Below are 24,695 nucleotides of genomic sequence, written 5' to 3'. Positions count from 1 at the left end.
TACCCTGGGATTCATGACGGACACCGGCAGGAGCAAGGCGAACCGTCGCACGAAACGCGGCGGCAACCACACGGCTCTCGCCGGTCTGGTTCTGCTGGGCGTGGTGGCCAGCGTTCTGATGATCCTCAGCGACAGCGTTCCGCTGCTGCGCGTGGGCATCGTGGCAGCGCTGTGGGCCGCCGTTCTCGGCGCGTTCGCGATGACGAAGTACCGCCGCGACGCCGCGGTGGATCAGATGAAGGCGCGCGATCTGCAGACCGTCTACGAGCTCCAGCTGGAGCGGGAGATCGCCGCTCGCCGCGAGTACGAGCTCGGCGTCGAGTCGCGGGTACGCGCCGAGATCGGTGCCGACGGAGACGAGATGCGTGCTCTCCGAGCCGAACTCGCGTCGCTGCGCCGCAGCCTCGAGATGCTGTTCGACGGCGAGTTGCCGGACGACCGCGCTGCCATCGCCGGCGAGGCGATGCGGATGCGGGAGCTGGCCGAGCGCTCCTACAGCGGCTACGAGCCGGCGCCGTCCGGTCTGTACGTTCCCGGATCGCGCACCCGCCCGCCGAGCTTCGCCCCCGATCCGACCTACTCCCGGCCCGGCTTTGCCACTCCCTTCGACGACCCGGTCACGGCGGAGACGTCGGTCATCGGCGGCGAGTTCGATCACGACGGCACCTTCCATCCGGCACCCGCACCGCAGTCGCCGCGCACCCCCGAATGGAACCCGTCGAGTCACCGCGCCGACAGCATTCCCGTCGCCCCCGAGCCGGAACCGCTGCCCGAACCCGAACCCGAGCCCGAGCCGGAACCGCTGCCGGAACCCGAACCCGAGCCCGAACCCCTGCCGGAACCCGAGCCGCTTCCCGAACCCGAGCCGCAGCCTGAACCCGATCCGCTGCCGACCCTGGACGTCGAGCCCGAACCCGAGCCGGAAGAGCCCGAGCTTCCGGAACCCGCGCCCGTCGCACCCGTGCAGTCGGGCGGTCGACGACGCGCTGCGGATCCGGACGACGAGTCCGACGCACCGGTCGACGCAGGATCGGGAGCACATTCGAGTGGGCGCTCCGTCGCGGACATCCTCGCGGGGATGGGCACCGCGGACGCGTCGACAGGATCGGGTCGCCGGCGCCGCCGTGCCGAGTAGTAGCTTCGCCGAGTGAGATCTGCGCCGCGGGTGTGACCGGCGTCGCATGGCGGTCGGTCGACGCCGGACACTAGTGTGGGCGTCGATGAGTCCGGTACCCGCCGAGCGGGACTGGAACTGTATCCCCGAGAGGACCCTTCTTGTCCCCCGATCGAGTCACGTCCGACCCCGCCCCGGCGCGCCTGTCCGTCGGTGTCGTGTCCGCAGGCCGGGTCGGTACCGCGTTGGGTGAGGCGCTCGAACGCGTCGGCCACGTCGTGTTCGGCTGCGCCGCCGTCTCCGACGCGTCCCGGCGCCGCGCCGAGACCCGCCTCCCCGACGCGGAGATCATGCCGGCCACGGATGTGGCGCGGCGCAGTGAACTGCTGATCCTGGCGGTGCCGGACCAGGAATTGGACGCGCTGGTCCGCGGGTTGGCGCGCACCGATGCGGTGTCGCCCGGAACTCTCGTGCTGCACACGTCCGGCGCCAACGGTGTCGGCATCCTCGCGCCGCTGGCGGGCCGAGGAGTGGTGACGATGGCTGTGCACCCCGCGATGACCTTCAGCGGCAAACCCGAGGACACCGACCGTCTGGCGACCGCGTGCTTCGGCATCACGGCGGCCGACGAGATCGGCCTCGCGATCGCGCAGGGACTGGTGCTCGAGATCGGCGGCGAGCCCGTGGGTGTGCCCGAGGAGGCGCGCACGCTGTACCACGCCGCGCTCGCCCACGGGTCGAACCACCTGGTCACTCTGGTCGTCGACGCCCTCGACGCGCTGCGGGACGCGTTGGCCCACGAGGAACTTCCCGGCCAGCAGCCGGTGGAACAGCGTCCCGGTGGTGTGGCGGAGCGGGTTCTGGCGCCACTGCTGTCGGCGGCGTTGGACAACGTGCTGCGCAGCGGACAGGGCGCGTTGACCGGTCCGGTGGCGCGCGGCGACGGGGCGACGGTGTCCAGGCATCTCGACGCGTTGACCGATCTCGACCCGCGGATCGCCGCGGGCTATCGCGCGATGTCACTGCGTACGGCCGAGCGGACCGGCGCGGACGACACCGTGATGAACGTCCTGCGGGACAACGAATGAGGAGGCAGCCGTGAGTGCACTCGCCGGCGCGTACACACCGGGTGAACTGACGGTGCATCACGCACCCGATGTGGTCCGGTCGGTCACCCGAGCCCTGCGCTCGGCGGGACGCCGAGTCGCGCTCGTGCCCACCATGGGTGCGTTGCACGCCGGTCACGTCCAGCTCGTGGAGATGGCGAAGCGGAGCGGCGCTGTCGTCGTGGTGTCGATCTTCGTCAACCCGCTGCAGTTCGGGGCGGGGGAGGATCTCGACGCGTACCCGCGCACCCTCGACGCCGACCTGGACGTGCTGCGCGCAGCCGGGGTGGAACTGGCCTTCGTCCCGAGTGTGCAGGACATGTACCCGCACGGTCCGCGGACGACGGTGCACCCCGGTCCGCTCGGTGCCGAACTCGAAGGCGCTTCGCGGCCCGGCCATTTCGCCGGGATGCTGACGGTGGTCGCGAAGCTGCTCGGCATCGTCGCACCCACCACGGCCTACTTCGGGGAGAAGGACTACCAGCAGCTGGTCCTCATCGACCAGATGGTGCGTGACCTGAACATCGACGTCGAGATCCGCGGCGTCCCCATCGTCCGCGAGTCCGACGGTCTCGCCCTGTCCTCGCGCAACCGGTACCTCGACGAGCACCAGCGGTCCCTCGCGGTGGCCCTGTCGGCAGCGCTGATCGCCGGCACCCATGCTGCCGAGGGTGGTTCGGATGCCGTTCTGGCGGCGGCACAGTCGGTGCTCGACACGGTGCCGGAGGTGGACGTCGACTACCTCGAGGTACGCGGCGCCGATCTCCGTGACGCACCCGAGGAGGGAGACGGCCGGTTGCTGGTCGCCGCCCGCGTGGGCACCACGCGCCTGCTCGACAACGTGGGCGTCGCTCTCGGTACCGGATTCCAGGGTCGCGATCCGGAATCCGCAGCTGGACAACGCCATCTCGGCCACTCCTGACTCCACGCCAACCGACCGGCCTCCGGCCTGCCCGCAACTCCGCCCGGCTCCAGACAGGTAAGGACCCACCATGCTCCGCACGATGATGACCTCGAAGATCCACCGCGCCACCGTGACCCACGCCGATCTGCACTACGTGGGGTCGGTGACCATCGATCAGGACCTGCTCGACGCCGCCGCGCTGCTCGAGGGTGAGCAGGTGACCATCGTGGACATCGACAACGGTGCTCGGCTCGAGACCTACGTCATCGCGGGGCAGCGTGGTTCGGGAGTGGTCGGGATCAACGGCGCCGCAGCGCATCTCGTGCACCCGGGTGATCTGGTGATCATCATCGCCTACGGCATCCTCGATCCGGCCGAGGTCGCCGAGTACGCGCCGAACGTGGTGTTCGTCGACGCCGACAACCGCCCCGTCCAGGTGGGCACCGATCCGGCGGACAGCCCGGCCGGCTCCGGACTGATCTCGCCGCGCACACTCACCGCGGACACGCGTGACACGGTCTCGGTCTGATGCTGCTCACCGTCGACGTCCGCAACACCAACATCGTGTTGGGCGTGTTCACCGGCAGCGGTGACCACGCGCGGCTCACGCGGCAACGCCGGATGCGGACGGACGCGTCGATGACGGCGGACGAACTCGCGTTGACCTTTCGCGGTCTCCTCGGTCCCGACGTGGAGACCATCACGGGTGTCGCGGCGCTCTCGACGGTCCCGTCGGTGCTGCGCGAGATCCGGACGATGCTGGGGCGGTACTGGTCGCACGTTCCCCACGTGGTCGTCGAGCCCGGCGTGCGTACGGGAGTGCCTCTGCTGGTGGACAATCCGAAAGAGGTGGGCGCCGACCGCATCGTCAACAGCCTCGCGGCCCACCACCTGTACGACGCCCCGTGCATCATCGTCGACTTCGGGACGTCCACGTGTGTCGACGTCGTGTCGGCGAAGGGGGAGTTCCTGGGCGGATCGATCGCACCCGGACTCGAGATCTCCATGGACGCGCTCGCGTCCCGCTCCGCGGCGCTGCGCAAGGTCGAACTGGTCCGGCCCCGAGGCGTTCTCGGCAAGAACACCGTCGAGGCCATGCAGTCGGGTGCGATCTTCGGGTTCGCCGGCCTCGTCGACGGCATCGTCGATCGGGTGTGCCGCGAGGTGCCCGGCTTCGACGGCGACGACGTCGTCGTGGTGGCCACCGGCGACACGGCGTCGCTCGTCATGGACGACTCCTCGTCGATCGATCGCATCGAGCCGGACCTCACGTTGGCGGGACTGCGGCTGGTCTACGAGCGCAATCAGGCCCGTCGCCGCTGATCGAGGCCACGACGGTCGAGGTGGCGCGCTGCCGAACGGTGTGCCACACTTTCGGGGTGACTGATCGCACGGGTGCTCGGGAGTGTTGTCGGGGCTGACGCCTGCCCTGACTGTCATCACACCTCCCTGGAGTCCTGTCGTGCTCTCGCTCTCTGCTGTCGCCCCTACCTCTCTGCGTCCCGCCGATCTGCTGCGCCTCACCGATCAAGGTGCGGCGGACGTGCTCGACGGTCGCCATGATGCGCTCCTCCCGCCCGGTGGAGTGTTCCCAGCCGGTGAACGGTGGTGTGCCCGTCTGCATTCGGACGATCTGGTCGACCTGTGGCTCATCAGCTGGGTGCCGGACAAGTCCACCGAACTGCACGACCACGCCGGATCGCTCGGCGCGCTGACCGTCCTGAGCGGCTCGCTCAGCGAATACCGTTGGAACGGTGAGGGTCTGCATCACCGCCGCCTGGACGCGGGTGATCAGGCGTCCTTCCCGCTGGGGTGGGTCCACGACGTCACCCACGCACCGGCCCCGACATCGGACCCGGTGACCGTGAGCGGTCCGACACTGAGCGTGCACGCGTACTCGCCGCCGCTGACGGCCATGTCCTACTACGAGATCGGCGAGCGCGGTGCTCTGCGCCGCACCCGGTCCGTCCTGACCGACCTGCCCGAGGGAGACGCGTGATGACGACTCGACCCACCACCCGATCGAGCATCGACGACATGCTCGAGCGCGCACGGTCCACGTACCGCCGCACGGACGTCTCCGAGCTGGCCGATGCCGTCGCCCGCGGCGCGGTGCTCGTCGACATCCGCCCCCAGGCACAGCGCGCGCTGGAGGGGACCATGCCGGGGGCACTGGCCGTCGAGCGCAACGTCCTCGAGTGGCGGTGCGACCCCACGAGCAGCGCACGCCTGGCCATCGCGGTGGATCACGACGTCGAGTGGATCGTGCTGTGCTCCGAGGGCTACACCTCCTCGCTGGCCGCCGCGGCGCTGCAGGAACTGGGGCTCACGCGAGCGTCCGACGTCATCGGTGGGTACCGCGCCATCGTCGACGCCGGGCTCACCGGCGTCGTGGGGAGCGCACGGCACTGCCTGCGCGAAGGGCGCACTCTCGTCGCGCACTGACCTCTCTATAGGCTGGGCAGTCGTGACCGAGACACCACGAGCAGACACCGACCCCGCCGCCGTTCCCACCGACGACACCCCGGAACAGGTGCGCATCCGCCGCGAGAAGCGCGCCCGGCTGCTGGAGTCCGGGCGCGAGGCGTATCCGGTGTCGGTCGCGAGGACGCACTCGCTGGCCGATGTCCGGGCTGCGCATCCCGCGCTCGAGCCGGACACACACACCGGCGAGCAGGTGGGGGTGGCCGGTCGCGTCATCTTCCTGCGCAACACCGGCAAACTCTGCTTCGCGACGCTGCAGGACGGGGACGGCACGCAGCTCCAGGCCATGATCTCCCTCGCCGGTGTCGGCGAGGACGCGCTGGCGCTGTGGAAGTCGGACGTCGATCTCGGCGACATGATCTTCGTGCACGGCGAGGTGATCAGCTCCCGACGCGGCGAGCTGAGCGTCATGGCGGACGAGTGGCAGATGGCGTCCAAGTCGCTGCGGCCCCTACCCGTCGCCCACAAGGAGATGAACGAGGAGTCCCGCGTCCGCCAGCGGTACGTCGACCTCATCGTGCGTCCCGAGGCGCGGGAGAACGCCCGCCGCCGCGTCGCCGCGCTGCGCGCACTGCGTGACGGGCTCGAGCGCCGCGGATTCCTGGAGATCGAGACCCCGATGCTCCAGACGCTGCACGGCGGCGCCGCGGCCCGACCGTTCACGACGCACTCGAACGCGCTCGACATCGACCTGTTCCTCCGCATCGCTCCCGAACTGTTCCTCAAGCGGGCGGTCGTGGGCGGCATCGACCGGGTCTTCGAGATCAACCGCAACTTCCGCAACGAGGGCATCGACTCCACGCACTCCCCGGAGTTCGCGATGCTCGAGACGTACGAGGCCTACGGCACGTACGACGACTCCGCAGTGATGACGCGCGAGCTCGTGCAGGAAGTCGTCCAGGCCGTGTACGGGTCGCTCCAGGTCACCCTCGCGGACGGTTCCGCGTACGACTTCGCGGGCGAGTGGACCACCATCGAGATGTACCCGTCGTTGTCGGCCGCCGTCGGCATCGAGGTGACACCGGAGACGAGCCCGGGCGACCTGCGTGCGCTGGCCGATCGGGTGGGTCTCGCCGTGCCGACGGACAAGGGGTGGGGCCACGGCAAGCTGGTCGAGGAGCTGTGGGAGCACAGCTGCGGGGACCAGCTCCACACTCCGACGTTCGTCCGCAACTTCCCCGTGGAGACGTCGCCTCTGGTCCGGGCCCATCGCAGCATCCCCGGTGTGGTGGAGAAGTGGGACCTCTACGTGCGGGGCTTCGAGCTCGCCACCGGCTACTCGGAGCTCGTCGATCCCGTCGTGCAGCGCGAGCGCTTCGTCGATCAGGCCCGGCTGGCGTCGGCCGGCGACGACGAGGCCATGGTCCTCGACGAGGACTTCCTCACCGCCATGGAGTACGCGATGCCGCCCACAACGGGTACGGGAATGGGCATCGACCGCCTTCTGATGGCGCTCACAGGGCTGGGTATTCGCGAGACCATCCTCTTTCCATTGGTGCGTCCCGACCGCGGCTGACGCCCGAATGGAACATTCCACTCGGTACGCTGCAAGGCCTCGGTAATGCGCGCTATTATCGATCCTGCTCAGCGAAAAGTGTCGCTGTGTTCGGAGGGGGGAATGCGTCGAATGGTCAAGAAGGTGACGGTCACGCTGGTCGACGACGTCGACAACGTGCCGGCTGACGAGACGGTGTCGATCGGGTTGGACGGCACGTGGTTCGAGTTGGATCTGTCCAACTCGAACGCCGATGAGCTGCGGAAAGTCATGGATCAGTGGATCCAGCACGCGCGGCGGGTGTCGACGCGGACGACCGGGGGAGGGCCGGCCGCGAGCTCGTCCGGGGGCACGCGGACACGCGGAGCGGCCGATCGGGCGCGCAGTGCTGCAATACGGGAATGGGCGCGCACGCAAGGTTTCGAGATCAGCGCGCGGGGCCGCATATCGTCCGAGATCGTGCGGGCCTGGGAACTTTCTTCGTGATTCTGTCCTGTCTGTCGGAGTCATTGTCATTCGATTGAATGACAATGACTCCAATGGATGGGCGGAATGTCCGTCACGTCTCATCACGCCGACCCATTGCCGTGGGTGCCGATCAGGAGTAGGCCGTTCGCTGCGGGCGAAGGCGGGAACGGTGAATCCGCTGTCGCTCGTGGTAACGAATCTCCGGTGCAGTGCGTTGTGACTGCATACAAGGGTGCCGGTGTCGTCCCGATGGACGCGCCGAGGGCATGGGAGCCACCGTTCGCCGTCGGATGAACTTCCCCGGCGGAGCGGCACTCGAAGGTCACGGCAACTAGAGTGAGAGTCGGGCTCGAGGTTCGGACTAGAGGGTCCGACGCCTGCCCCGTCATCAGTGTGAGGGAGAGCGATGTTCGAGAGGTTCACCGACCGCGCACGGCGCGTCGTCGTCCTGGCCCAAGAAGAGGCCCGGATGCTCAACCACAACTACATCGGCACGGAGCACATCCTGCTGGGTCTCATCCACGAGGGTGAAGGCGTGGCGGCGAAGTCTCTGGAGTCGCTCGGGATCTCCCTCGAAGGTGTACGCAGCCAGGTCGAGGAGATCATCGGCCAGGGCCAGCAGGCACCGTCCGGGCACATCCCGTTCACTCCGCGTGCCAAGAAGGTCCTCGAGCTCAGCCTGCGTGAGGCGCTGCAGCTCGGACACAACTACATCGGCACGGAGCACATCCTGCTCGGCCTCATCCGTGAGGGCGAGGGTGTGGCTGCGCAGGTGCTGGTCAAGCTCGGCGCCGATCTCAACCGCGTGCGCCAGCAGGTCATCCAGCTCCTGTCCGGATACCAGGGCAAGGAGCCCAGCGAGTCCGGCAGCAGCCGCGGCGAGGCGGGCACACCGTCCACGTCGCTGGTGCTCGACCAGTTCGGCCGCAACCTCACGCAGGCCGCACTCGAGGGCAAGCTCGACCCGGTGATCGGACGCGCGAAGGAGATCGAGCGCGTCATGCAGGTGCTGAGCCGCCGTACCAAGAACAACCCGGTGCTCATCGGTGAGCCCGGCGTCGGCAAGACCGCCGTCGTCGAGGGCCTCGCGCAGGCGATCGTCAACGGCGAGGTTCCCGAGACGCTCAAGGACAAGCAGCTCTACACGCTGGACCTGGGCTCGCTCGTCGCCGGCAGCCGGTACCGCGGTGACTTCGAGGAGCGCCTGAAGAAGGTGCTCAAGGAGATCAACACCCGCGGCGACATCATCCTGTTCATCGACGAGCTGCACACGCTCGTCGGCGCGGGTGCTGCCGAGGGCGCGATCGACGCGGCCTCCATCCTGAAGCCGAAGCTCGCTCGTGGTGAGCTCCAGACCATCGGTGCCACCACGCTCGACGAGTACCGCAAGTACATCGAGAAGGACGCGGCCCTCGAGCGTCGCTTCCAGCCGGTGCAGGTCGGCGAGCCGTCGGTCGATCACACGATCGAGATCCTCAAGGGTCTGCGCGACCGGTACGAGGCGCATCACCGCGTCTCGATCACCGACAGCGCGCTCGTGGCGGCCGCGACCCTGGCCGACCGGTACATCAACGACCGCTTCCTGCCGGACAAGGCGATCGACCTCATCGACGAGGCGGGCGCGCGCATGCGCATCCGTCGGATGACGGCGCCGCCGGACCTGCGCGACTTCGACGACAAGATCGCCGATGCTCGTCGGGAGAAGGAGTCCGCGATCGACGCGCAGGACTTCGAGAAGGCCGCCAACCTGCGCGACAAGGAGAAGCAGCTCGTCGCGCAGCGCGCCGAGCGCGAGAAGCAGTGGCGTAGCGGAGACCTCGACGTCATCGCCGAGGTCGACGACAACGAGATCGCCGAGGTCCTGGGCAACTGGACCGGCATCCCCGTGTTCAAGCTGACCGAGGAGGAGACCACGCGTCTCCTGCGCATGGAGGACGAACTCCACAAGCGCATCATCGGCCAGGTCGAGGCGGTCAAGGCGGTCTCGAAGGCCATCCGCCGTACCCGCGCAGGACTGAAGGACCCGAAGCGTCCGTCCGGCTCGTTCATCTTCGCCGGCCCGTCCGGTGTGGGTAAGACGGAGCTGTCGAAGGCTCTGGCGAACTTCCTGTTCGGCGAGGACGACGCGCTCATCCAGATCGACATGGGCGAGTTCCACGACCGGTTCACCGCATCGCGTCTGTTCGGTGCGCCCCCCGGATACGTGGGCTACGAAGAGGGTGGCCAGCTCACCGAGAAGGTGCGCCGCAAGCCGTTCTCCGTGGTGCTGTTCGACGAGATCGAGAAGGCTCACCAGGAGATCTACAACACGCTCCTGCAGGTGCTCGAGGACGGCCGTCTCACAGACGGTCAGGGTCGTACGGTCGACTTCAAGAACACCGTGCTGATCTTCACCTCGAACCTCGGTACGTCGGACATCTCCAAGGCCGTCGGGCTGGGCTTCTCCTCGGGTGAGGGCAGTGGCTCCAACTACGAGCGCATGAAGCTCAAGGTGCACGACGAGCTGAAGAAGCACTTCCGCCCCGAGTTCCTGAACCGCATCGACGACATCGTCGTCTTCCACCAGCTCACCAAGGACGAGATCATCCAGATGGTCGATCTCATGCTGGCGCGAGTGGAGGTTGCGCTCAAGAACAAGGACATGGCCATCGAGGTCACGGACAAGGGCAAGGCGCTCCTGGCCAAGCGTGGATTCGACCCGGTGTTGGGTGCGCGTCCGCTGCGTCGCACGATCCAGCGCGAGATCGAGGACCAGCTGTCCGAGAAGATCCTGTTCGGCGAGATCGAGCCGGGTCAGATCGTGCTGGTCGACGTCGACAACTGGGACGGCGAAGGACAGGGCGAAGACGCAGTCTTCACCTTCCGCGGCGAGAAGAAGCCGATCAGCCTTCCCGACGAGTTGACCGTCGACCTGGCGAAGTCGGGCGAGAGCTCCGAGTAGTACGTACGCACGGCAACGGGCGGGACCCTCACGGGTCTCGCCCGTTCTGCGTTCGTGGTGTCTCTCGCGATGAGTTCGGCCGCACCGCCCGGTCTGTACCGGTATGGCTACTGCAACCGTGAACTCGATGCTCCTGTCCAGCCCCGATCCCGAAGAGCTCGCCCGGTGGTACGGGGAGGTGTTCGAGGCGCCGCCGATGTCGATGGGCACGTACACCGTGATCGACCTCGACGGCTTCTTCGTCATGTTCGACAAGCGTGACGACGTGACGGGCCCGAATCGAGAGGGTGCGCGCGTCGTCCTGAACGTGGAACCGGACGACCCGGAGGCGGTCGCCGGTCGAATCGACGCGCTCGGCGGCGAGTGGGTGAGTCCCCTCGAGAGCCGCGACGGGGACCTGTTCGCCACCGCGAAGGATCCCGACGGCAACTGGATCCAGCTGGTCCGTCTGCGGGACGAGATGGAAGCGCAGATGGGCGCTCCGACGACGCCGTTCTCCGGCATCGCGGTCCGAGACATGGAGGACACCACGCGCTTCTACCGCAATGTCCTGGGCATGCGCGTACTGCCGTCCGAGATGGGTACTTCCTGGATTCGCATCGACCGACGCACCAGCATGCTCGCCTACCCCAAGCCGGATCACGTACCGGCCACGCACACCGTGCTGAACATCCCGACGCGTGACATCGACGCCACGGTCGCCGACCTCACAGCGCGAGGTGTCGAATTCGTCCGATACGACGGGGCACCGCAGGACGACAAGGGTGTCATGCGGGGGAACGGCCCGGACATCGCGTGGTTCACCGACCCGTCCGGCAACGTCCTTGCGGTGATCGCCGTCGACCCGAGCGTCTGACCTGGCATCGGTTCGAAGTCGACAGCCGCTGGATACTCTGAACGAGTCAAGAGTTCCCCAGCGACAAGGATGGCTGATGCCTACTCGTACAGCACGGACAGCATGGAACGGTTCACTCGAGGAAGGCTCGGGACAGGTCGAGCTCTCCAGCTCGAAGGTCGGCACGTACGACGTGTCGTTCCCCAAGCGTGCGGCGGACGACGCGGGCGGCACCACCAGCCCCGAGGAGCTCATCGCCGCAGCGCACTCGTCCTGCTATGCCATGCAACTCTCGGCCGTCATCGCCGAGGCCGGTGGCACTCCGCAGAGCCTCGACGTGACCGCCGAGGTGTCGCTCGGACCGGACGAGGTCGGCTTCAAGCTGACCGGCATCACGATCACGGTGCGCGGTGAGGTCGACGGTCTGGACGCCGACGGCTTCGCGAAGGCAGCGCAGAACGCCAAGGAGACCTGCCCGGTGAGCAAGGCCCTGACGGGCGTCGAGATCACGCTCGACGCCGCTCTCGAGAGCTAACGCAACAGCTCGAACGTCCCCTGGACGACGGCGAACGCGTAGGCGTTGTCCAGGGGGCCGATCGCCTCGTCGGACTGCAGTTGGGTGGCCACCACCCAGTCCTGTCCCCGAGTGTCGGTCAAGAGCCAGGACCCCGCCACGTCGCCCGCGGCGTTGCCGTTCTTGTAGCCCACGTACGGCCAGCGAGCGGGATCGACCTCGGCGCCGGGGTTCAGCGCGAGGACCTGGCGCACGACGTCGCTCTGCGGACCCGTGATCAACGCCGCGTACGCGCGGCAGATGTCGTTCGCGCTGCCGAACCACTCGACTCCGTCCGGCGTACCGGGCCTCGTCGCGATTCCCTGGTAGTCGAGGTCGGCGGTCACCGGATCGACGGGCTCGCTGTCGATGGTGCGATTCTCGATTCCGGCAAGGATGCCGCGGCGGGTCTGCGTGTCGGCGTCGCGCCACTGCGCACGCAGGTCCGGCCGTCCCCACCCGAGCACGAAGAACTCGCGTGTCGTCGGAAAGGGCGTCAGCGCCGCAGGATTCGCGGCGCCCATGATGGTGACCTCGGACTCGACCGCGTCCCGGCCGATGCGATCCATCAGCAGATCGGTCGCCGTGTTGTCGCTGATCGCGATCATCGCGTCGGTCGCCTCGCGCACCGTCACCGGTGTGCCCTCGGGAGCGAACTGCAACTGTCCCGACGGGGCCGACTTGCGTGCGTCGGTCACGGTCAACTGCTCGTCCCACGACAGCGTCCCGTTGTCGACGGCCCGCGCGACCGCGCCGAGCACGTACAGCTTCGCGACGGAGGCGAGCGGCAGGGAGTCGTCCGCGTTCAGGCTGTGAACGGGAGTACAGGTGCCGTCGGTGACGCGGGAGGCGACGTAGGACGTGCGGGCACCGAGAGCGCTGAGCGCAGCGTCCGACGAGGCGAAGGAGTCGACGCCCTCGGTGTCGGGCAGAGCCTGGATCCCGGACAGCAGGCCGTCCTCGGTGGCGCGCAGTCGCAGCGTCACGGGCGCGTTCCGGCCGGTGCTCAGTTGCACGGTGGACTCGAGGCCGTCCTCGGTTCGTTCACCCACGGTGAGGGGGCCACTCGCCAGGATCTGCGCGACGGGACCGAGCAGCCCGCCGACCTGAGCCAGTGCCTGCGCCAGCTCGGGCGCCGCGAAGGAGTCGATCGCGGCCGGGTCGAGCGTGGTGGGGTCCGGCGTCGTGATCCAACCGAGGACGGTGTCGGTGACCGCCGTGATCGGCGCGCCGGCGGCCGGGGCAGCGGTCGTGTCGGCGGGTTCCGTCGTGGATCCGTCGCCGCGCGCGGCTCCCGACTCGAGCAGCGGATCGACGCCTGCGGAGCATCCGGCGAGCGTGAGAGTCGCGGTGACGGCAGCGGCCAGAATGGCGTACCTGCGTGACGTGGGCATGTGTCGCCGACCTCGTTCCCGCTCGAACTGCTGTGGCTCGAACTGCCGTGAAGAACCGACCTTACCTACAGCCATGTCCGGGTTTACCGGTCGGCCGGTCCGTCTCGACGGGCCGGAACGTCCAGGACGACGTCGAACTCCAGCAACGAGGCACCCGAGGCGACCGGCTTCGCCCGCTCACCGGAATGGGCCTCGCGAGCCGGTCCACCCGACCAGGCCTGGAACGACTCCTCGTCCTCCCACTGCGTGACGACGAAGTAGCGGCTCTCGCCCTTGACCGGGCGGAGCAGCTGGAAACCGAGGAAACCGGGTGAGCCGTCGACCGATCCGGCGCGGGCGGCGAAGCGCTTCTCGAGTTCGGGGCCGGCGCCCTCGGGCACCTCGATGGCGTTGATCTTGACCACTGGCATGGACCCGAGGCTACCTGCGACGGTTACGGTCGAGCGATGCTGGACGACCACGGCGGCTCCGGAGTGCCCCTCGTGCTGCTGCACGGCCTGATGGGCGGCCCGGACACGTGGCGGCGGCAGGTGCCCTGGTTGCGGGAGCACGGCCACGTGCTCGCCGCCCGGGCGGCGGGACACGGGCGTGCTGCTCCGGCGACCCTCACCACCGAGGCGTTCGTCGACGAGCTGCGCGAGGCGCTGGCGCCGTTCGAGTCCGTGATCCTGATCGGTCACTCCATGGGCGCGCTCCACGCGTGGTGCCTCGCGGCGCGCGAACCGGAGCGGGTGCGCGGGATCGTCGTCGAGGACATGGCTCCCGACTTCCGCGGTCGCACCTCCGACGGGTGGGCCGCCGTCATCCGTGCGTGGCCCCAGCCGTTCCCCGACGAGGCCGCGGTTCTGGCGTACTTCGGTGACGTCGCGGGGCAGTACTTCCTCGACTCCTTCGAGCGGACGCCGGACGGGCTGCACCTGCACGGAGACGTGGACACGTTCGCGGCGATCTCGGACGAATGGGGACGACGCGACTTCTGGGACGAGTGGCGAGCAGTGCGTGCTCCCGCGCTGCTGCTCGAGGCGGAGCACACGGTCACTCCAGCGGGTCAGATGGCGAGAATGGCTGCACTGCATCACGACTCGACGTACGAGGTGGTCGCCGGCGCCGGGCATCTGGTGCACGACGATCGGCCGGGGGAGTACCGGCGCGCTGTCGAGTCGTTCCTACGAGCCCTCCCCGGCGAGCGCGAAGGCGCCGGCGGACGTCTGCTCGACGAGCCCGTCGACCAGTAGCGAGTTCAGGGCACGGTCACGTTGGCCGGGATCGGTCGTCCACACCAGATCGAGCTCGGACTTCTCCACCGGACCCATCGTGGAGCGCAGTACGTCCATCAGTTTTCCGCGCACCTGCCGATCGGTTCCGGCGAACTTCTGCACCTTCCTCGGCGGTCCGTCGTGCGCCGGCCGACCGGCCTCGACCCACGCGCACGACGGGAGCGGGCAGTCCGCGCAGGCGGGATTGCGTGCGCTGCAGATGACGGCGCCGAGCTCCATCAGTGCCGCCGACAGAGTGGCCGCGGTGGCGACGTCCTCGGGTAGCAAGGCCTCGGTGTCTGCGAGATCTCGTGTGGTGCTGGGGTTTCCGGGCTCGGCGCGGCCGTGGACCGCACGGGCGACGACGCGCCGCACGTTGGTGTCGACGACGGGAACCCGCTGCCCGTAGGCGAAGCAGGCGACGGCGCGCGCGGTGTACGCCCCGACACCCGGCAGGGTCAGCAGCGTCTCGACATCCGACGGCGTCTCGTCGCCGTGGTGCTCGGCGAGGACGGCGGCGCAGTCGTGCAGGCGTGCGGCGCGACGGGGATAGCCGAGCTTGCCCCAGGCCCGCAGGACGTCGGCCCGCGACGACGCGGCCATGGCGGACGGCACCGGCCAACGCTGTACCCACTCGACCCAGATCGGAGCGACCCGCGCCACCGGAGTCTGCTGCAGCATCACCTCGCTCATCAGGATCTGCCACCCGCTGACACCGCTACGGCGCCAGGGCAGATCCCTGGCCTCGCGTCGGTACCACGAGACCAGAACCTCGCTGTCCATGTCTGTGATCCTTCCCGGAAGTCGGGGCCGCCACCGGCGGGTGACTCATGTTTCGGTAACAATGAGGCCATGCCTAATTCGAGTCCCCGCTCAGCATGGAACGCACTCGTCGAGGGTAATCGCCGTTTCGTCGACGGCCGCCCGGAGCATCCCAGCCAGGGGGTGGATCACCGCGCGTCGCTCGTCGACGGTCAACACCCCACCGCGATCGTCTTCGGGTGCTCCGATTCCCGGGTGGCAGCCGAGATCATCTTCGACCAGGGCCTCGGCGACATGTTCGTCGTCCGCACGGCCGGCCAGGTCGTCGACTCGGCCGTTCTGGGTTCCCTGGAGTTCGGCGCCGAGGTCCTCGAAGCGCCCCTGATCGTCATTCTCGGCCACGACAGCTGTGGCGCCGTCAAGGCGACCATCAACGCGCTGGACGAGGGCACCGTCCCCGGTGGCTTCATCCGCGACATCGTCGAGCGGGTCACGCCGTCCGTCCTCAACGCCCACCGACTGGGGTACACGCGCGCCGACGACGTCGAGGCGCGCCACGTCCTCGAGACCGGGAAGCTGCTGATCGATCGGTCGTCGATCCTCGAGAAGCGCGTCGCCGCGGGAAAACTCGCCATCGTCGGCCTGACGTACAAGCTGGCCGAGGGCAAGGTGGAGTTCCAGGGCGCGCTGGGCGACATCGGACACGTCGAGATGGGGTCGACCGACCGCACCGATGCGAGTGATCTGCTCACCTCGTCAGCGACGGCGAGCGACACGCCGTAGTAGGTGCCGCTCGGTCACCGCGTCGGCACATACGGTTGACCTGTGCTCGAGCCGAACGGACCCTTGCCTCCCGAGATCTACTGGCGACGCCGCGCGCTCGCGATCGGTGGCGCAGTGGTGGTCATCGGACTCGTGGTGTGGCTGGTGGTGTCGCTCGCCGGTGGCGGGTCGCAGGATTCCGAGTCCACCGCGGCGTCGGCCTCGCTCGCACCGTCCGCTGCCACGACGTACCGCCCCGACGCGTCCGCGACCGGAGGCTCAGCTCCGGCAGGAGGTTCCGGTGGTGGCGGAGACGCCGCGTCCTCGTCGTCGGCGACGTCCACGTCCGCCACGACGTCCTCTGCGCCCGTCGCTCCCGGTCAGTGCGCGGATCAGTCTCTCGCCGTGAAGGCCTCGCCCGATCAGCCGTCCTACCCCGCGGGGCAGGAGCCGGCGTTCACCGTCGTCGTCACCAACATCGGAACCTCGGCGTGCGAGCGCGATCTGGGTTCGGGTCTGCAGCAGGTGCTGGTCTACACGCTGGAGGGGCAGCGACTCTGGTCGAACGTCGACTGCTTCCCCACCACGACTCCCGACATCCGCACGCTGCAGCCCGGTGAGCAGGCGCCGTTCGCCGTGAAGTGGTCCGCGACCACCTCCGAGCCCGGGTGCGCGGCGCCGCGGAACCCGGTGGGACCCGGCGGATACAGCGTGGTCGGCCAGCTCGGCCAGCTGCGCAGCGCGCCGGAGACGTTCAACATCACGTAGCGCACGTCCGTTCCGCGTCAGCGAGGTCGGTTCCCGCGGCAGTTCCGCGTTCCGGCAGGTGCTGCAGTCGCAGAGCAACGAAACCCCTCCGGGAAGACCGGCCGATCAATCGAACGGGAAGGCCGGAGGCCGGCCGATTAGTCGAAGGGCCCCGAGATGCTGGCCTCGGCCATGCGGGACAGGCCTTCTCTGATGTGCCGGGCCCACAGCCCACCGATGCCCTCGACGGACTGCAGGTCGGCTGCGGTGGCGGCCAGCAGTGTCTGCAGGGTGCCGAAGTGCCCGACCAGTCGGTGGATCTGCGTGAACTGCAGCCGCGGAACGCGGGTGAGCAACCGGTACCCGCGGGGACTCATCGGTGCGTCGAGCGCCTCGATGGTGCCGGGGTAGCCGAAGGCACGAGCGATGACCGTGAGGTCGAGCAGGTCGACGTCGGTGAGCCGGTCGAGTGCCGCGAGGGAGCGTTCGACGGCCGCGGTGGTGGGTGTGTCGGTGCCGGCGAGGTAGTCGCGGACGACGAGTTGGCGCGCGGAGTCGTTGTCGCCCACCAGTTCTTCGAGCTGCAGGGCGAGCTGGCGCCCGTCGATACCGAGCTCGAGAACGTTCTGTTCGATCTCGACGGACACGCGCCGGACCATCTCGAGGCGCTGCGCGACGGTGAGCGCGTCGCGCAACGTCACCGAGTCCTCGATCTCCGTGACGGACAGTTGGCGGCTGACCTCGTCGAGGCGCGCCTTGTACCGCTCGAGGGTGGCCACGGCCTGGTTGGCGCGGGACAGGATGGTCGCGGAACCCTCGATGACGTGCCGGGTTCCGCCGACGTAGACGCTGAGGATGCTCATCGACTGGCTGACGGACACCACGGGGTAGCCGGTGTGGATCGCGGTGCGCTCGGCGGCGCGGTGGCGGGTACCGGACTCGACCGTGGGGATGGTGTGGTCGGGGACGAGCTGCACGTTGGCGCGGACGATGCGCGAACCGTCGGTGGACAACACGACGGCGCCGTCCATCTTGGACAGTTCGCGGAGCCGGGTGGGGGCGAACTCGACATCGAGGTCGAAGCCGCCGTCGCAGATGCTCTCGACCTGTTCGTCGTACCCGAGGACGATCAGTCCGCCGGTGCGGCCACGCAGGATGCGCTCGAGACCGTCGCGCAACGTGGTGCCCGGGGCGAGGTCGGCGATGGCGTCACGCAGGGACGAATGGGGTACCGGGAAGCCGAGGGAGATGCCCGGAGTCGTCACGGTGTCGGTCACTGGTCCCCCTCCCACGTCGTTCCCGGTTGCCGGTGGTGCAGAGTCAGGGTACCGGTACTCACCGCACCGGCGTTCCGTCCGCGGGTCGAGTGGTCTACTTCCGTCGTCGCTCGAAGGCCCCCTGCATCGCGCCGGCGACGTCGGTGACCCGGACGACCCGCATGCCCGGTGGATCTCCGGCCGTGTCGTCCTTCACGCCGCGACGCTGGTCGGACGGGACGATCGCGGAGGTGAACCCCAGCCGCGCGGCCTCGGCGAGGCGCCGGTCGACGCCGACCACGCGCCGGACCTCCCCGGCCAGCCCCACCTCGCCGAGCACCACCATTCCCGGGGGCAGGGCGGTGTCACGGGCCGCGGAGGCGACCGCGAGTGCCAACGCGAGATCGACGACGGGCTCGGTGGTCCGCATACCGCCGATGGTGGCGGCGTAGACCTCCCGGCTGCTGAGCTGCACGCCGCAGCGACGTTCGAGGACCGCGAGGATCATCGACACCCGGGCGGCGTCCAGACCGCTGACGGCCCGGCGGGGCGTGGGCATGTGCGACGGCGCGACGAGCGCCTGGACCTCCGCGAGCAGGGCCCGCTTGCCGTCCATCGTGACGGTGACGGCGGTGCCGGGGACCGAGTCGGCGCGGTGGTGCAGGAACAGGCCGGACGGATCGCTGACGCCGTGGATGCCGCCCTCGCGCAGTTCGAAGCAGCCCACCTCGTCGGCGGCGCCGAAGCGGTTCTTGACGCCGCGGACCATGCGCAGGGTGGAGTGCTTGTCGCCCTCGAAGTGCAGGACGACGTCGACGAGGTGCTCGAGCGAGCGCGGCCCGGCGACCGCGCCGTCCTTCGTGACGTGGCCGACGAGGATGACGGCCGTGCCGCTGCCCTTGGCGAGGGACGTCAGCGCCGAGGTGATGGCACGGACCTGGGTGACGCCGCCGATGACGCCGTCCACGTCGGACGCCTGCATGGTCTGCACGGAGTCGACGACGACGAGAGTGGGCGCGACCTGGTCGACGTGGCCGAAGATGGTGGCCAGGTCGTTCTCTGCGGCGAGGAACACGCGCTCGTGCACGGCGCCTGTCCGGTCGGCGCGCAGACGCACCTGCCCCGCCGACTCCTCACCCGTGACGTAGAGCGCGATGTCCTGCGGGCTGCGCTCGGCCCACTGCTTGACCACCTCGAGCAGGAGGGTGGACTTGCCGACGCCCGGTTCACCCGCGAGCAGCACCACCGAGCCGGGCACGATGCCGCCGCCGAGCACGCGGTCGAGCTCGTCGACCCCGGTGGGACGGGCGATGGAGGACGTGCTGGAGACCTGTGTGAGCGGAAGTGCCGGCGACGTCGGGATCATCGACGCGCCGCCCGCCCGAACGGCGCTCGCACCCGCGCGGGACGACACGGAGGCGAGGAGGGTGACCTCGTCCATCGAGCCCCACGTCTCGCACTCGGGGCAGCGGCCGACCCACTTGGCCACGGTGTGCTGACAGGCCGAACAGCGATAACTGGTACGAGTCTTGGCCACTCGCGAAGACTAGAGGTGTCTACCGACAGGAATGCTCGGCCGACGGGGGACCGTCAGCCGTTGGCCTCTTCGTCGAGGCGCGGGGTGACGGGGCCCGGATCGACGGGCACGCTGACGGTGACGTCGCCGGCCTGCTGGAACGTGAAGGTGACCGGGACGGTGAGTCCGGGGCGCACGTTCTCGGAGAGGTCTTCCATCACGGCGGTGATGGACTGCGACCCCTCGGGGGCGGTGGGGTCCTGGTCCGCGGGCACTCCGGACGCGACGGACGCCTGAGCCGGGATCTCGATGGAGGTGCCACCGGTGGCACCGGTGACGACGACCTCGGCGGCACCCTCGGTCTCGATGCCGGTGATGCGGTCCGGTGTGGTCTCGCTGGTGTTGATCGCCGTGAAGATCAGCTCCGCGCGGCCACCGGGCTCGAGCACGAACTCGTCGGAGGAGGGGTAGGCGACGTGCACGTTGCGCAGGGAGACGGTGCCCTGGTCCGCGCCGTTACCGTTGACCGCGGCGACCTGCGTCGCCGTCTGGGAGATCTGCCCGGCGCTGCACGCGGAGAGGCTGATCACCGTGCCGAGAGCGAGCGCGACGCCGGTCGCGACTCGGGCCGGCCGGATCCGGGCGGTAGATGCGGTCACTGGTCGTCCTCCACTGGTCGTCATCGAGAGTTGTGCCGACGGGCGGCCACCACCACGCAGCGTAGTAGTTCGCCGTCCGGACGTGTGGATCGGGTGACGCCAGTCGGTGCCGGAGCGGGCCGAACAGCCTGCTCGATACATGTATCCCGCCCCCTGTCAAGAGCGTCCCCACCAGCCCTGTGCCCCTGACCTGCACCGTTGGAACGACCCCGGATCGGAGGCGTGTTAAACTGGCCATATCGAAAGGGGCACCGAACACATGATTTTCAAGGTCGGAGACACCGTCGTTTACCCGCACCACGGAGCGGCGCTGATCGAAAATATCGAGACACGCACCATCAAGGGCGAGGCCAAGGAATACCTCGTTCTCAAGGTAGCCCAGGGTGATCTCACCGTTCGAGTTCCTGCCGACAACGCCGAGTACGTGGGTGTCCGGGACGTCGTCGGCCAGGAGGGTCTGGACAAGGTGTTCCAGGTTCTCCGCGCGCCGCACACCGAGGAGCCCACCAACTGGTCGCGCCGGTACAAGGCCAACCTGGAGAAGCTCGCGTCGGGTGACGTGAACAAGGTGGCCGAGGTCGTGCGCGATCTGTGGCGTCGTGAGCAGGACCGCGGCCTGTCCGCTGGTGAGAAGCGCATGCTGGCGAAGGCACGTCAGATCCTGGTCGGCGAGCTCGCACTCGCCGAGGGAACCGACGAAGTGAGGGCGGACTCCATGCTGGACGAGGTTCTGGCCGCGGCGTCCTGACGCGCGTGTGACGGACGTCGTCGCGCTCGTTCCGGCAGCCGGATCGGGCGTACGCCTAGGGGAGAACATGCCCAAGGCGTTCGTGGAACTCGCGGGACGCACTCTGCTCGAGTGGGCGCTGGACGGCCTGTCGGCCTCCGGCGCCCTTTCTCGTGTCGTGGTGGTGGTCCCGAACGTTCTGCAGGACACGACCTCTCGTCTGGTCGAGTCCTGCGTCCTGCCGGTCGACGTCGTCGTCGGCGGAGCCGAGCGCACCGATTCGGTGCGGGCCGGCCTGGCAGTGGCCGGTGCGGCGGACATCGTGCTCGTGCACGACGCCGCACGCTGCCTGACGCCGCCGAGTCTGATCACCCGCGTCGTCGAGGCGGTCGGCGCCGGTGCGTCGGCCGTGGTGCCGGTGCTGCCCGTCGTCGACACGATGAAGTCCGTCGATGCCGACGGTGTGGTCACCGGAACGATCGACCGGGCCACGCTTCGCTCGGTGCAGACGCCGCAGGGATTCGACGGGGTGACCCTGAGGCGTGCCTACGATTCCTTTCCCGATACGGCCACCGACGACGCCGGCCTGGTCGAACGTCTGGGAGTTCACGTGCACACGGTCGTCGGCGACGCCGAGGCCTTCAAGATCACCACCCCGATGGATCTGGTCCTGGCTCGCGCACTCGTCGCCCGCCGGACACAGTCGTGAGAGGGAGACCATGCGCGTAGGGATCGGTTCCGACGTCCACCCCGTCGAGGTGGGGCGTGAGTGCTGGATCGCCGGACTGTTGTTCGAGGACGCCGACGGCTGTGCCGGGCATTCCGACGGCGACGTCGCGGCGCACGCACTCTGCGACGCGCTGCTGTCCGCGGCCGGTCTGGGAGATCTGGGCTCGGTGTTCGGCACGGGTCGCCCAGAATGGGACGGCGTCAGCGGCGCCACCATGCTCATGCACGTCCGCGAACTGCTCGCGCAGCAGTCGATGCGCGTGGGCAACGCCGCGGTCCAGGTCATCGGCAATCGTCCGCGCGTCGGCCCACGTCGGGTGGAGGCGCAGACACTGCTCACGAACATCCTGGGGGCGCCCGTCTCCGTCTCGGCCACCACGACCGACGGGCTCGGCCTGACCGGCCGCGGCGAGGGTGTGGCCGCGATCGCCACCGCTCTCGTGCTGGAGAGTGCGGTCCCGGACGACGCTCGCGTGGTACAGGGCGAGTCGAATCCCCGGTAGGATCGGCCGTCGTGACCCTGCGCTTCTACGACACCGCGACCAGGGCCGTGCGTGAGTTCACTCCGCTGGCCCCCGGACACGCCTCGGTGTATCTGTGCGGGGCCACGGTCCAGGGGCATCCCCACATCGGTCACGTGCGCAGCGGCGTCGCGTTCGACGTCCTTCGGCGGTGGCTGACGGCCGCCGGCTACGACGTCGCCTTCGTCCGCAACGTCACCGACATCGACGACAAGATCCTGAACAAGGCCGCCGACGCCGGCCGTCCGTGGTGGGAGTGGGCGGCGACGTACGAGCGCTCCTTCACCGCGGCCTACGACGCCCTCGGTGTGCTTCCCCCGTCGGCCGAACCGCGCGCCACGGGTCACATCACGCAGATGGTCGAGCTGATCGGTCGGTTGATCGACGCGGGTCACGCGTACGCGGCCGCCGGCGACGTCTACTTCGACGTGCGGAGCTGGGGCGAGTACGGCGCTCTGTCCGGGCACAGGCTCGACGACGTCCACCAGGGTGAGAGCGTCGGTGCGGGCAAGCGCGATCCGCGCGACTTCACGCTGTGGAAGACGGCCAAGCCCGGCGAGCCGTCGTGGCCCACCCCGTGGGGACGCGGCCGACCCGGGTGGCACATCGAGTGCTCCGCGATGGCGGAGACCTACCTCGGGTCCGCGTTCGACATCCATTGCGGTGGACTGGATCTGGTGTTCCCGCACCACGAGAACGAGCTGGCCCAGTCCCACGCCGCGGGGGACGGTTTCGCGCAGTACTGGCTGCACAACGGCTGGGTCACCATGAGCGGCGAGAAGATGTCGAAGTCGCTCGGCAACGTCGTCTCCATCCCGACGATGCTCGAGACCGTGCGTCCGCAGGAACTGCGCTACTACCTCGGCAGCGCGCACTACCGGTCGATGCTCGAGTACTCCGCCGAGGCACTGCAGGAAGCGGCATCGGCGTACCGGAGCATCGAGGCGTTCGTGACGAAGACTGCGGAGCGCGCGGGCGAGGTGCCGATCGGTACCTGGACGCCCGCGTTCGCCGAGGCGCTCGACGACGATCTCTCGGTGCCCAAGGCGCTCGCCGAGATCCACGGACTCCGCCGCGAGGGCAACAGTGCGTTGGCCGCGGGGAAGCTGGACGAGGCTGTCGAGGCTGCGTCGTCCGTCCGCGCCATGACGTCGATCCTCGGCGTGGATCCCCTCGATCCGCACTGGGCGTCCGGCTCGGCCGACGCGTCGGCGGAACGGGCGGCGCTCGATCTGCTCATCGCGGACGACCTCGAGCTGCGCAGCGCCGCCAAGGCAGGCAAGGACTGGCCGACGGCCGACCGTATTCGTGACCGCCTCGCCCGCGCGGGCGTGGAGGTCACCGACACCCCGAACGGCCCGGAATGGTCGATCGCACAGCCGGAAGGCACGGAGAAGTAATGGCAGGCAATTCGAGTCGACGCGGAGCGGTGCGCAAGACCGGCACCAAGAAGGGCCAGACAGTCGGGTCCGGCGGCAAGCGCAGCAAGGGCCTCGAGGGCCGCGGCGCGACCCCGCCGGCGGCCGAGCGCACCAAGCACGCCCGGCGCGCACGGCCGACCAGCCGGGACGCGTCCGGCTCGGGTCGCGGCCGTCCGCCGGTCCGCAAGACCGAGGACGGTCCGGAGAACGTGCTGGGCCGCAACCCGGTGCTGGAGTGCCTGCGCGCGGGAGTGCCGGCGACAGCGCTGTACGTCGCGTCGGGCACCGAGGCCGACGATCGGCTGAAGGAGAGCGTCCAGATCGCCGCGGACAAGGGCATCTCGATCCTGGAGGTCTCCCGCACCGATCTCGATCGGATGAGTGCCAACGGCATGCACCAGGGCATCGCGCTCCAGGTGCCGCCGTACCGGTACGCCCACCCCGACGATCTCCTCTCGCAGGCGCGCCAGCGTCAGGAGCCGCCGCTGCTGGTCGCTCTCGACAACATCACCGACCCCCGCAACCTCGGTGCCGTCGTCCGGTCGGTCGCAGCGTTCGGTGGACACGGCGTGGTCATCCCGCAGCGACGCAGCGCGAGTGTCACGGCCGTCGCGTGGCGCACCAGTGCCGGCGCGGCAGCGCGTCTCCCCGTCGCCCGTGCGACCAATCTGACTCGGACGCTGAAGGATTGGGCCGACAAGGGTGTCATGGTCGTCGGTCTCGACGCCGACGGCGATACCTCGCTGGACGACTTCGACGGCACCGGGCCGATCGTGGTGGTCGTCGGGTCCGAGGGCAAGGGTCTGTCCCGCCTCGTCCGCGACAACTGCGACAGCATCCTGTCGATCCCCATGGCCGGTCCGGTGGAGTCGCTCAACGCGTCCGTCGCAGCGGGTGTCGTGCTCGCGGGCATCGCACGGCAGCGCCGGGGCTGAACCCGGCTCAGTGGACGCGCACCGACTCGATGAACGGGGTCGGCAGCTGAGCTCCAATCTGGGTCGGATGGGGTGCGCACACCCGTTGCCTGAACCGCACACCCTGTGCA

The 24,695-nt window shown here is 69.0% G+C and carries 26 protein-coding genes; 20 read left to right on the top strand and 6 right to left on the bottom strand.

Annotation, left to right across the window (positions count from 1 at the left end; all coding sequences use genetic code 11):
• Positions 1 to 13: 13 nt before the first annotated feature.
• From QE449_RS20515 to QE449_RS20460, 12 genes are all read left to right on the top strand, one after another.
• Positions 14 to 1,135, top strand: a complete 1,122-nt coding sequence (locus QE449_RS20515) for a DUF6779 domain-containing protein (protein ID WP_222633177.1) — start codon at positions 14 to 16, stop codon at positions 1,133 to 1,135.
• 140 nt (positions 1,136 to 1,275) lie between these two features.
• Positions 1,276 to 2,202, top strand: coding sequence for a Rossmann-like and DUF2520 domain-containing protein (locus QE449_RS20510; protein ID WP_027506467.1), 927 nt, complete (start codon positions 1,276 to 1,278; stop codon positions 2,200 to 2,202).
• 10 nt (positions 2,203 to 2,212) lie between these two features.
• Complete coding sequence (panC, locus tag QE449_RS20505) at positions 2,213 to 3,142, top strand: pantoate--beta-alanine ligase (RefSeq protein WP_307109574.1); 930 nt, start codon at positions 2,213 to 2,215, stop codon at positions 3,140 to 3,142.
• A 70-nt stretch (positions 3,143 to 3,212) separates the two neighbouring features.
• On the top strand, positions 3,213 to 3,653 hold the full coding sequence (gene panD / locus QE449_RS20500) for an aspartate 1-decarboxylase (protein WP_027506465.1): 441 nt from the start codon (positions 3,213 to 3,215) through the stop codon (positions 3,651 to 3,653).
• A complete protein-coding gene (locus tag QE449_RS20495) occupies positions 3,653 to 4,447 on the top strand; it encodes a type III pantothenate kinase (protein ID WP_027506464.1) in 795 nt (264 codons plus the stop codon). Before panD ends, QE449_RS20495 begins: the two co-directional genes overlap by 1 nt.
• A gap of 139 nt (positions 4,448 to 4,586) precedes the next feature.
• Positions 4,587 to 5,123, top strand: a complete 537-nt coding sequence (locus QE449_RS20490) for a cysteine dioxygenase family protein (RefSeq protein WP_235579015.1) — start codon at positions 4,587 to 4,589, stop codon at positions 5,121 to 5,123.
• Complete coding sequence (locus QE449_RS20485) at positions 5,123 to 5,569, top strand: rhodanese-like domain-containing protein (protein WP_027506462.1); 447 nt, start codon at positions 5,123 to 5,125, stop codon at positions 5,567 to 5,569. Before QE449_RS20490 ends, QE449_RS20485 begins: the two co-directional genes overlap by 1 nt.
• 22 nt (positions 5,570 to 5,591) lie before the next feature.
• Complete coding sequence (lysS, locus tag QE449_RS20480) at positions 5,592 to 7,124, top strand: lysine--tRNA ligase (protein WP_307109573.1); 1,533 nt, start codon at positions 5,592 to 5,594, stop codon at positions 7,122 to 7,124.
• Between the two features lie 111 nt (positions 7,125 to 7,235).
• Positions 7,236 to 7,589, top strand: coding sequence for an Lsr2 family protein (locus tag QE449_RS20475; protein ID WP_027506460.1), 354 nt, complete (start codon positions 7,236 to 7,238; stop codon positions 7,587 to 7,589).
• Positions 7,590 to 7,977: 388 nt separating this feature from the next.
• Entirely contained in the window at positions 7,978 to 10,512 is a 2,535-nt protein-coding gene (locus QE449_RS20470) for an ATP-dependent Clp protease ATP-binding subunit (protein ID WP_027506459.1), read from the top strand.
• 103 nt (positions 10,513 to 10,615) lie between these two features.
• Positions 10,616 to 11,368 carry a VOC family protein gene (locus tag QE449_RS20465; protein ID WP_307109572.1) on the top strand — a complete coding sequence of 251 codons (753 nt, stop codon included), beginning with the start codon at positions 10,616 to 10,618 and terminating at the stop codon, positions 11,366 to 11,368.
• A 76-nt stretch (positions 11,369 to 11,444) separates the two neighbouring features.
• Positions 11,445 to 11,882 carry an OsmC family protein gene (locus QE449_RS20460; RefSeq protein ID WP_027506457.1) on the top strand — a complete coding sequence of 146 codons (438 nt, stop codon included), beginning with the start codon at positions 11,445 to 11,447 and terminating at the stop codon, positions 11,880 to 11,882.
• Here QE449_RS20460 and QE449_RS20455 read toward each other — a convergent pair.
• Complete coding sequence (locus QE449_RS20455; RefSeq protein ID WP_307109571.1) at positions 11,879 to 13,294, bottom strand: serine hydrolase; 1,416 nt, start codon at positions 13,292 to 13,294, stop codon at positions 11,879 to 11,881. The genes QE449_RS20460 and QE449_RS20455 overlap by 4 nt on opposite strands.
• An 83-nt stretch (positions 13,295 to 13,377) precedes the next feature.
• Complete coding sequence (locus QE449_RS20450) at positions 13,378 to 13,704, bottom strand: antibiotic biosynthesis monooxygenase (protein WP_027506456.1); 327 nt, start codon at positions 13,702 to 13,704, stop codon at positions 13,378 to 13,380.
• Between the two features lie 36 nt (positions 13,705 to 13,740).
• On the opposite strand from QE449_RS20450, the gene QE449_RS20445 reads away from it, so the two are divergent.
• Positions 13,741 to 14,529 (top strand): alpha/beta fold hydrolase, encoded by a 789-nt coding sequence (locus QE449_RS20445; RefSeq protein ID WP_222633169.1) that lies wholly within the window; start codon positions 13,741 to 13,743, stop codon positions 14,527 to 14,529.
• Here QE449_RS20445 and QE449_RS20440 read toward each other — a convergent pair.
• On the bottom strand, positions 14,461 to 15,333 hold the full coding sequence (locus QE449_RS20440; protein WP_307109570.1) for an A/G-specific adenine glycosylase: 873 nt from the start codon (positions 15,331 to 15,333) through the stop codon (positions 14,461 to 14,463). The genes QE449_RS20445 and QE449_RS20440 overlap by 69 nt on opposite strands.
• Positions 15,334 to 15,402: 69 nt before the next feature.
• Here QE449_RS20440 and QE449_RS20435 point away from each other — a divergent pair, with 69 nt between their 5' ends.
• Together QE449_RS20435 and QE449_RS20430 are read left to right on the top strand one after the other, a co-directional pair.
• On the top strand, positions 15,403 to 16,095 hold the full coding sequence (locus QE449_RS20435; RefSeq protein ID WP_051613514.1) for a carbonic anhydrase: 693 nt from the start codon (positions 15,403 to 15,405) through the stop codon (positions 16,093 to 16,095).
• Positions 16,096 to 16,137: 42 nt separating this feature from the next.
• The gene (locus QE449_RS20430) at positions 16,138 to 16,842 is read left to right on the top strand and encodes a hypothetical protein (protein WP_307109569.1); all 705 of its coding nucleotides are present in this window, start codon (positions 16,138 to 16,140) and stop codon (positions 16,840 to 16,842) included.
• A gap of 137 nt (positions 16,843 to 16,979) precedes the next feature.
• Here the strand turns inward: QE449_RS20430 and disA are convergent, their stop codons facing one another.
• The 3 genes from disA to QE449_RS20415 form a co-directional block, all read right to left on the bottom strand.
• Positions 16,980 to 18,071, bottom strand: coding sequence for a DNA integrity scanning diadenylate cyclase DisA (gene disA, locus QE449_RS20425; protein ID WP_027506453.1), 1,092 nt, complete (start codon positions 18,069 to 18,071; stop codon positions 16,980 to 16,982).
• Positions 18,072 to 18,192: 121 nt separating this feature from the next.
• On the bottom strand, positions 18,193 to 19,614 hold the full coding sequence (gene radA, locus QE449_RS20420) for a DNA repair protein RadA (RefSeq protein WP_307109567.1): 1,422 nt from the start codon (positions 19,612 to 19,614) through the stop codon (positions 18,193 to 18,195).
• Between the two features lie 53 nt (positions 19,615 to 19,667).
• Positions 19,668 to 20,252, bottom strand: coding sequence for a hypothetical protein (locus tag QE449_RS20415; protein WP_056443593.1), 585 nt, complete (start codon positions 20,250 to 20,252; stop codon positions 19,668 to 19,670).
• A 259-nt stretch (positions 20,253 to 20,511) separates the two neighbouring features.
• Between QE449_RS20415 and QE449_RS20410 the strand changes: the two genes are divergently transcribed.
• The 5 genes from QE449_RS20410 to rlmB are packed head-to-tail and all read left to right on the top strand — an operon-like array spanning position 20,512 to position 24,585.
• A complete protein-coding gene (locus QE449_RS20410; RefSeq protein WP_027506450.1) occupies positions 20,512 to 21,000 on the top strand; it encodes a CarD family transcriptional regulator in 489 nt (162 codons plus the stop codon).
• A gap of 7 nt (positions 21,001 to 21,007) precedes the next feature.
• Positions 21,008 to 21,688, top strand: a complete 681-nt coding sequence (ispD, locus tag QE449_RS20405; RefSeq protein ID WP_307109566.1) for a 2-C-methyl-D-erythritol 4-phosphate cytidylyltransferase — start codon at positions 21,008 to 21,010, stop codon at positions 21,686 to 21,688.
• A 10-nt stretch (positions 21,689 to 21,698) separates the two neighbouring features.
• On the top strand, positions 21,699 to 22,211 hold the full coding sequence (gene ispF, locus QE449_RS20400) for a 2-C-methyl-D-erythritol 2,4-cyclodiphosphate synthase (protein ID WP_222638871.1): 513 nt from the start codon (positions 21,699 to 21,701) through the stop codon (positions 22,209 to 22,211).
• A gap of 11 nt (positions 22,212 to 22,222) precedes the next feature.
• Positions 22,223 to 23,629, top strand: coding sequence for a cysteine--tRNA ligase (gene cysS, locus QE449_RS20395; protein WP_307109565.1), 1,407 nt, complete (start codon positions 22,223 to 22,225; stop codon positions 23,627 to 23,629).
• Positions 23,629 to 24,585, top strand: coding sequence for a 23S rRNA (guanosine(2251)-2'-O)-methyltransferase RlmB (rlmB, locus tag QE449_RS20390; protein WP_027506446.1), 957 nt, complete (start codon positions 23,629 to 23,631; stop codon positions 24,583 to 24,585). The genes cysS and rlmB overlap by 1 nt, the downstream gene beginning before the upstream one ends.
• Positions 24,586 to 24,695 lie beyond the last annotated feature (110 nt).

Origin of the sequence: Rhodococcus sp. SORGH_AS_0303, from assembly GCF_030819335.1 — a bacterium.
GTDB lineage: Bacteria > Actinomycetota > Actinomycetes > Mycobacteriales > Mycobacteriaceae > Rhodococcoides.
This window is presented reverse-complemented; position numbering and strand designations above follow the sequence as displayed.

Excerpts from the sequence above, each read along its gene's own strand:
- panD (WP_027506465.1), top strand. The coding sequence starts at position 3,213 with ATGCTCCGCACGATGATGACCTCGAAGATCCACCGCGCCACCGTGACC.
- QE449_RS20470 (WP_027506459.1), top strand. The coding sequence starts at position 7,978 with ATGTTCGAGAGGTTCACCGACCGCGCACGGCGCGTCGTCGTCCTGGCC.
- QE449_RS20515 (WP_222633177.1), top strand. The coding sequence starts at position 14 with ATGACGGACACCGGCAGGAGCAAGGCGAACCGTCGCACGAAACGCGGC.
- QE449_RS20485 (WP_027506462.1), top strand. The coding sequence starts at position 5,123 with ATGACGACTCGACCCACCACCCGATCGAGCATCGACGACATGCTCGAG.
- QE449_RS20445 (WP_222633169.1), top strand. The coding sequence starts at position 13,741 with ATGCTGGACGACCACGGCGGCTCCGGAGTGCCCCTCGTGCTGCTGCAC.
- QE449_RS20435 (WP_051613514.1), top strand. The coding sequence starts at position 15,403 with ATGCCTAATTCGAGTCCCCGCTCAGCATGGAACGCACTCGTCGAGGGT.
- QE449_RS20460 (WP_027506457.1), top strand. The coding sequence starts at position 11,445 with ATGCCTACTCGTACAGCACGGACAGCATGGAACGGTTCACTCGAGGAA.
- QE449_RS20495 (WP_027506464.1), top strand. The coding sequence starts at position 3,653 with ATGCTGCTCACCGTCGACGTCCGCAACACCAACATCGTGTTGGGCGTG.
- ispF (WP_222638871.1), top strand. The coding sequence starts at position 21,699 with ATGCGCGTAGGGATCGGTTCCGACGTCCACCCCGTCGAGGTGGGGCGT.
- QE449_RS20440 (WP_307109570.1), bottom strand. The coding sequence starts at position 15,333 with ATGGACAGCGAGGTTCTGGTCTCGTGGTACCGACGCGAGGCCAGGGAT.
- QE449_RS20455 (WP_307109571.1), bottom strand. The coding sequence starts at position 13,294 with ATGCCCACGTCACGCAGGTACGCCATTCTGGCCGCTGCCGTCACCGCG.
- QE449_RS20475 (WP_027506460.1), top strand. The coding sequence starts at position 7,236 with ATGGTCAAGAAGGTGACGGTCACGCTGGTCGACGACGTCGACAACGTG.
- rlmB (WP_027506446.1), top strand. The coding sequence starts at position 23,629 with ATGGCAGGCAATTCGAGTCGACGCGGAGCGGTGCGCAAGACCGGCACC.
- QE449_RS20450 (WP_027506456.1), bottom strand. The coding sequence starts at position 13,704 with ATGCCAGTGGTCAAGATCAACGCCATCGAGGTGCCCGAGGGCGCCGGC.
- QE449_RS20465 (WP_307109572.1), top strand. The coding sequence starts at position 10,616 with ATGGCTACTGCAACCGTGAACTCGATGCTCCTGTCCAGCCCCGATCCC.
- QE449_RS20410 (WP_027506450.1), top strand. The coding sequence starts at position 20,512 with ATGATTTTCAAGGTCGGAGACACCGTCGTTTACCCGCACCACGGAGCG.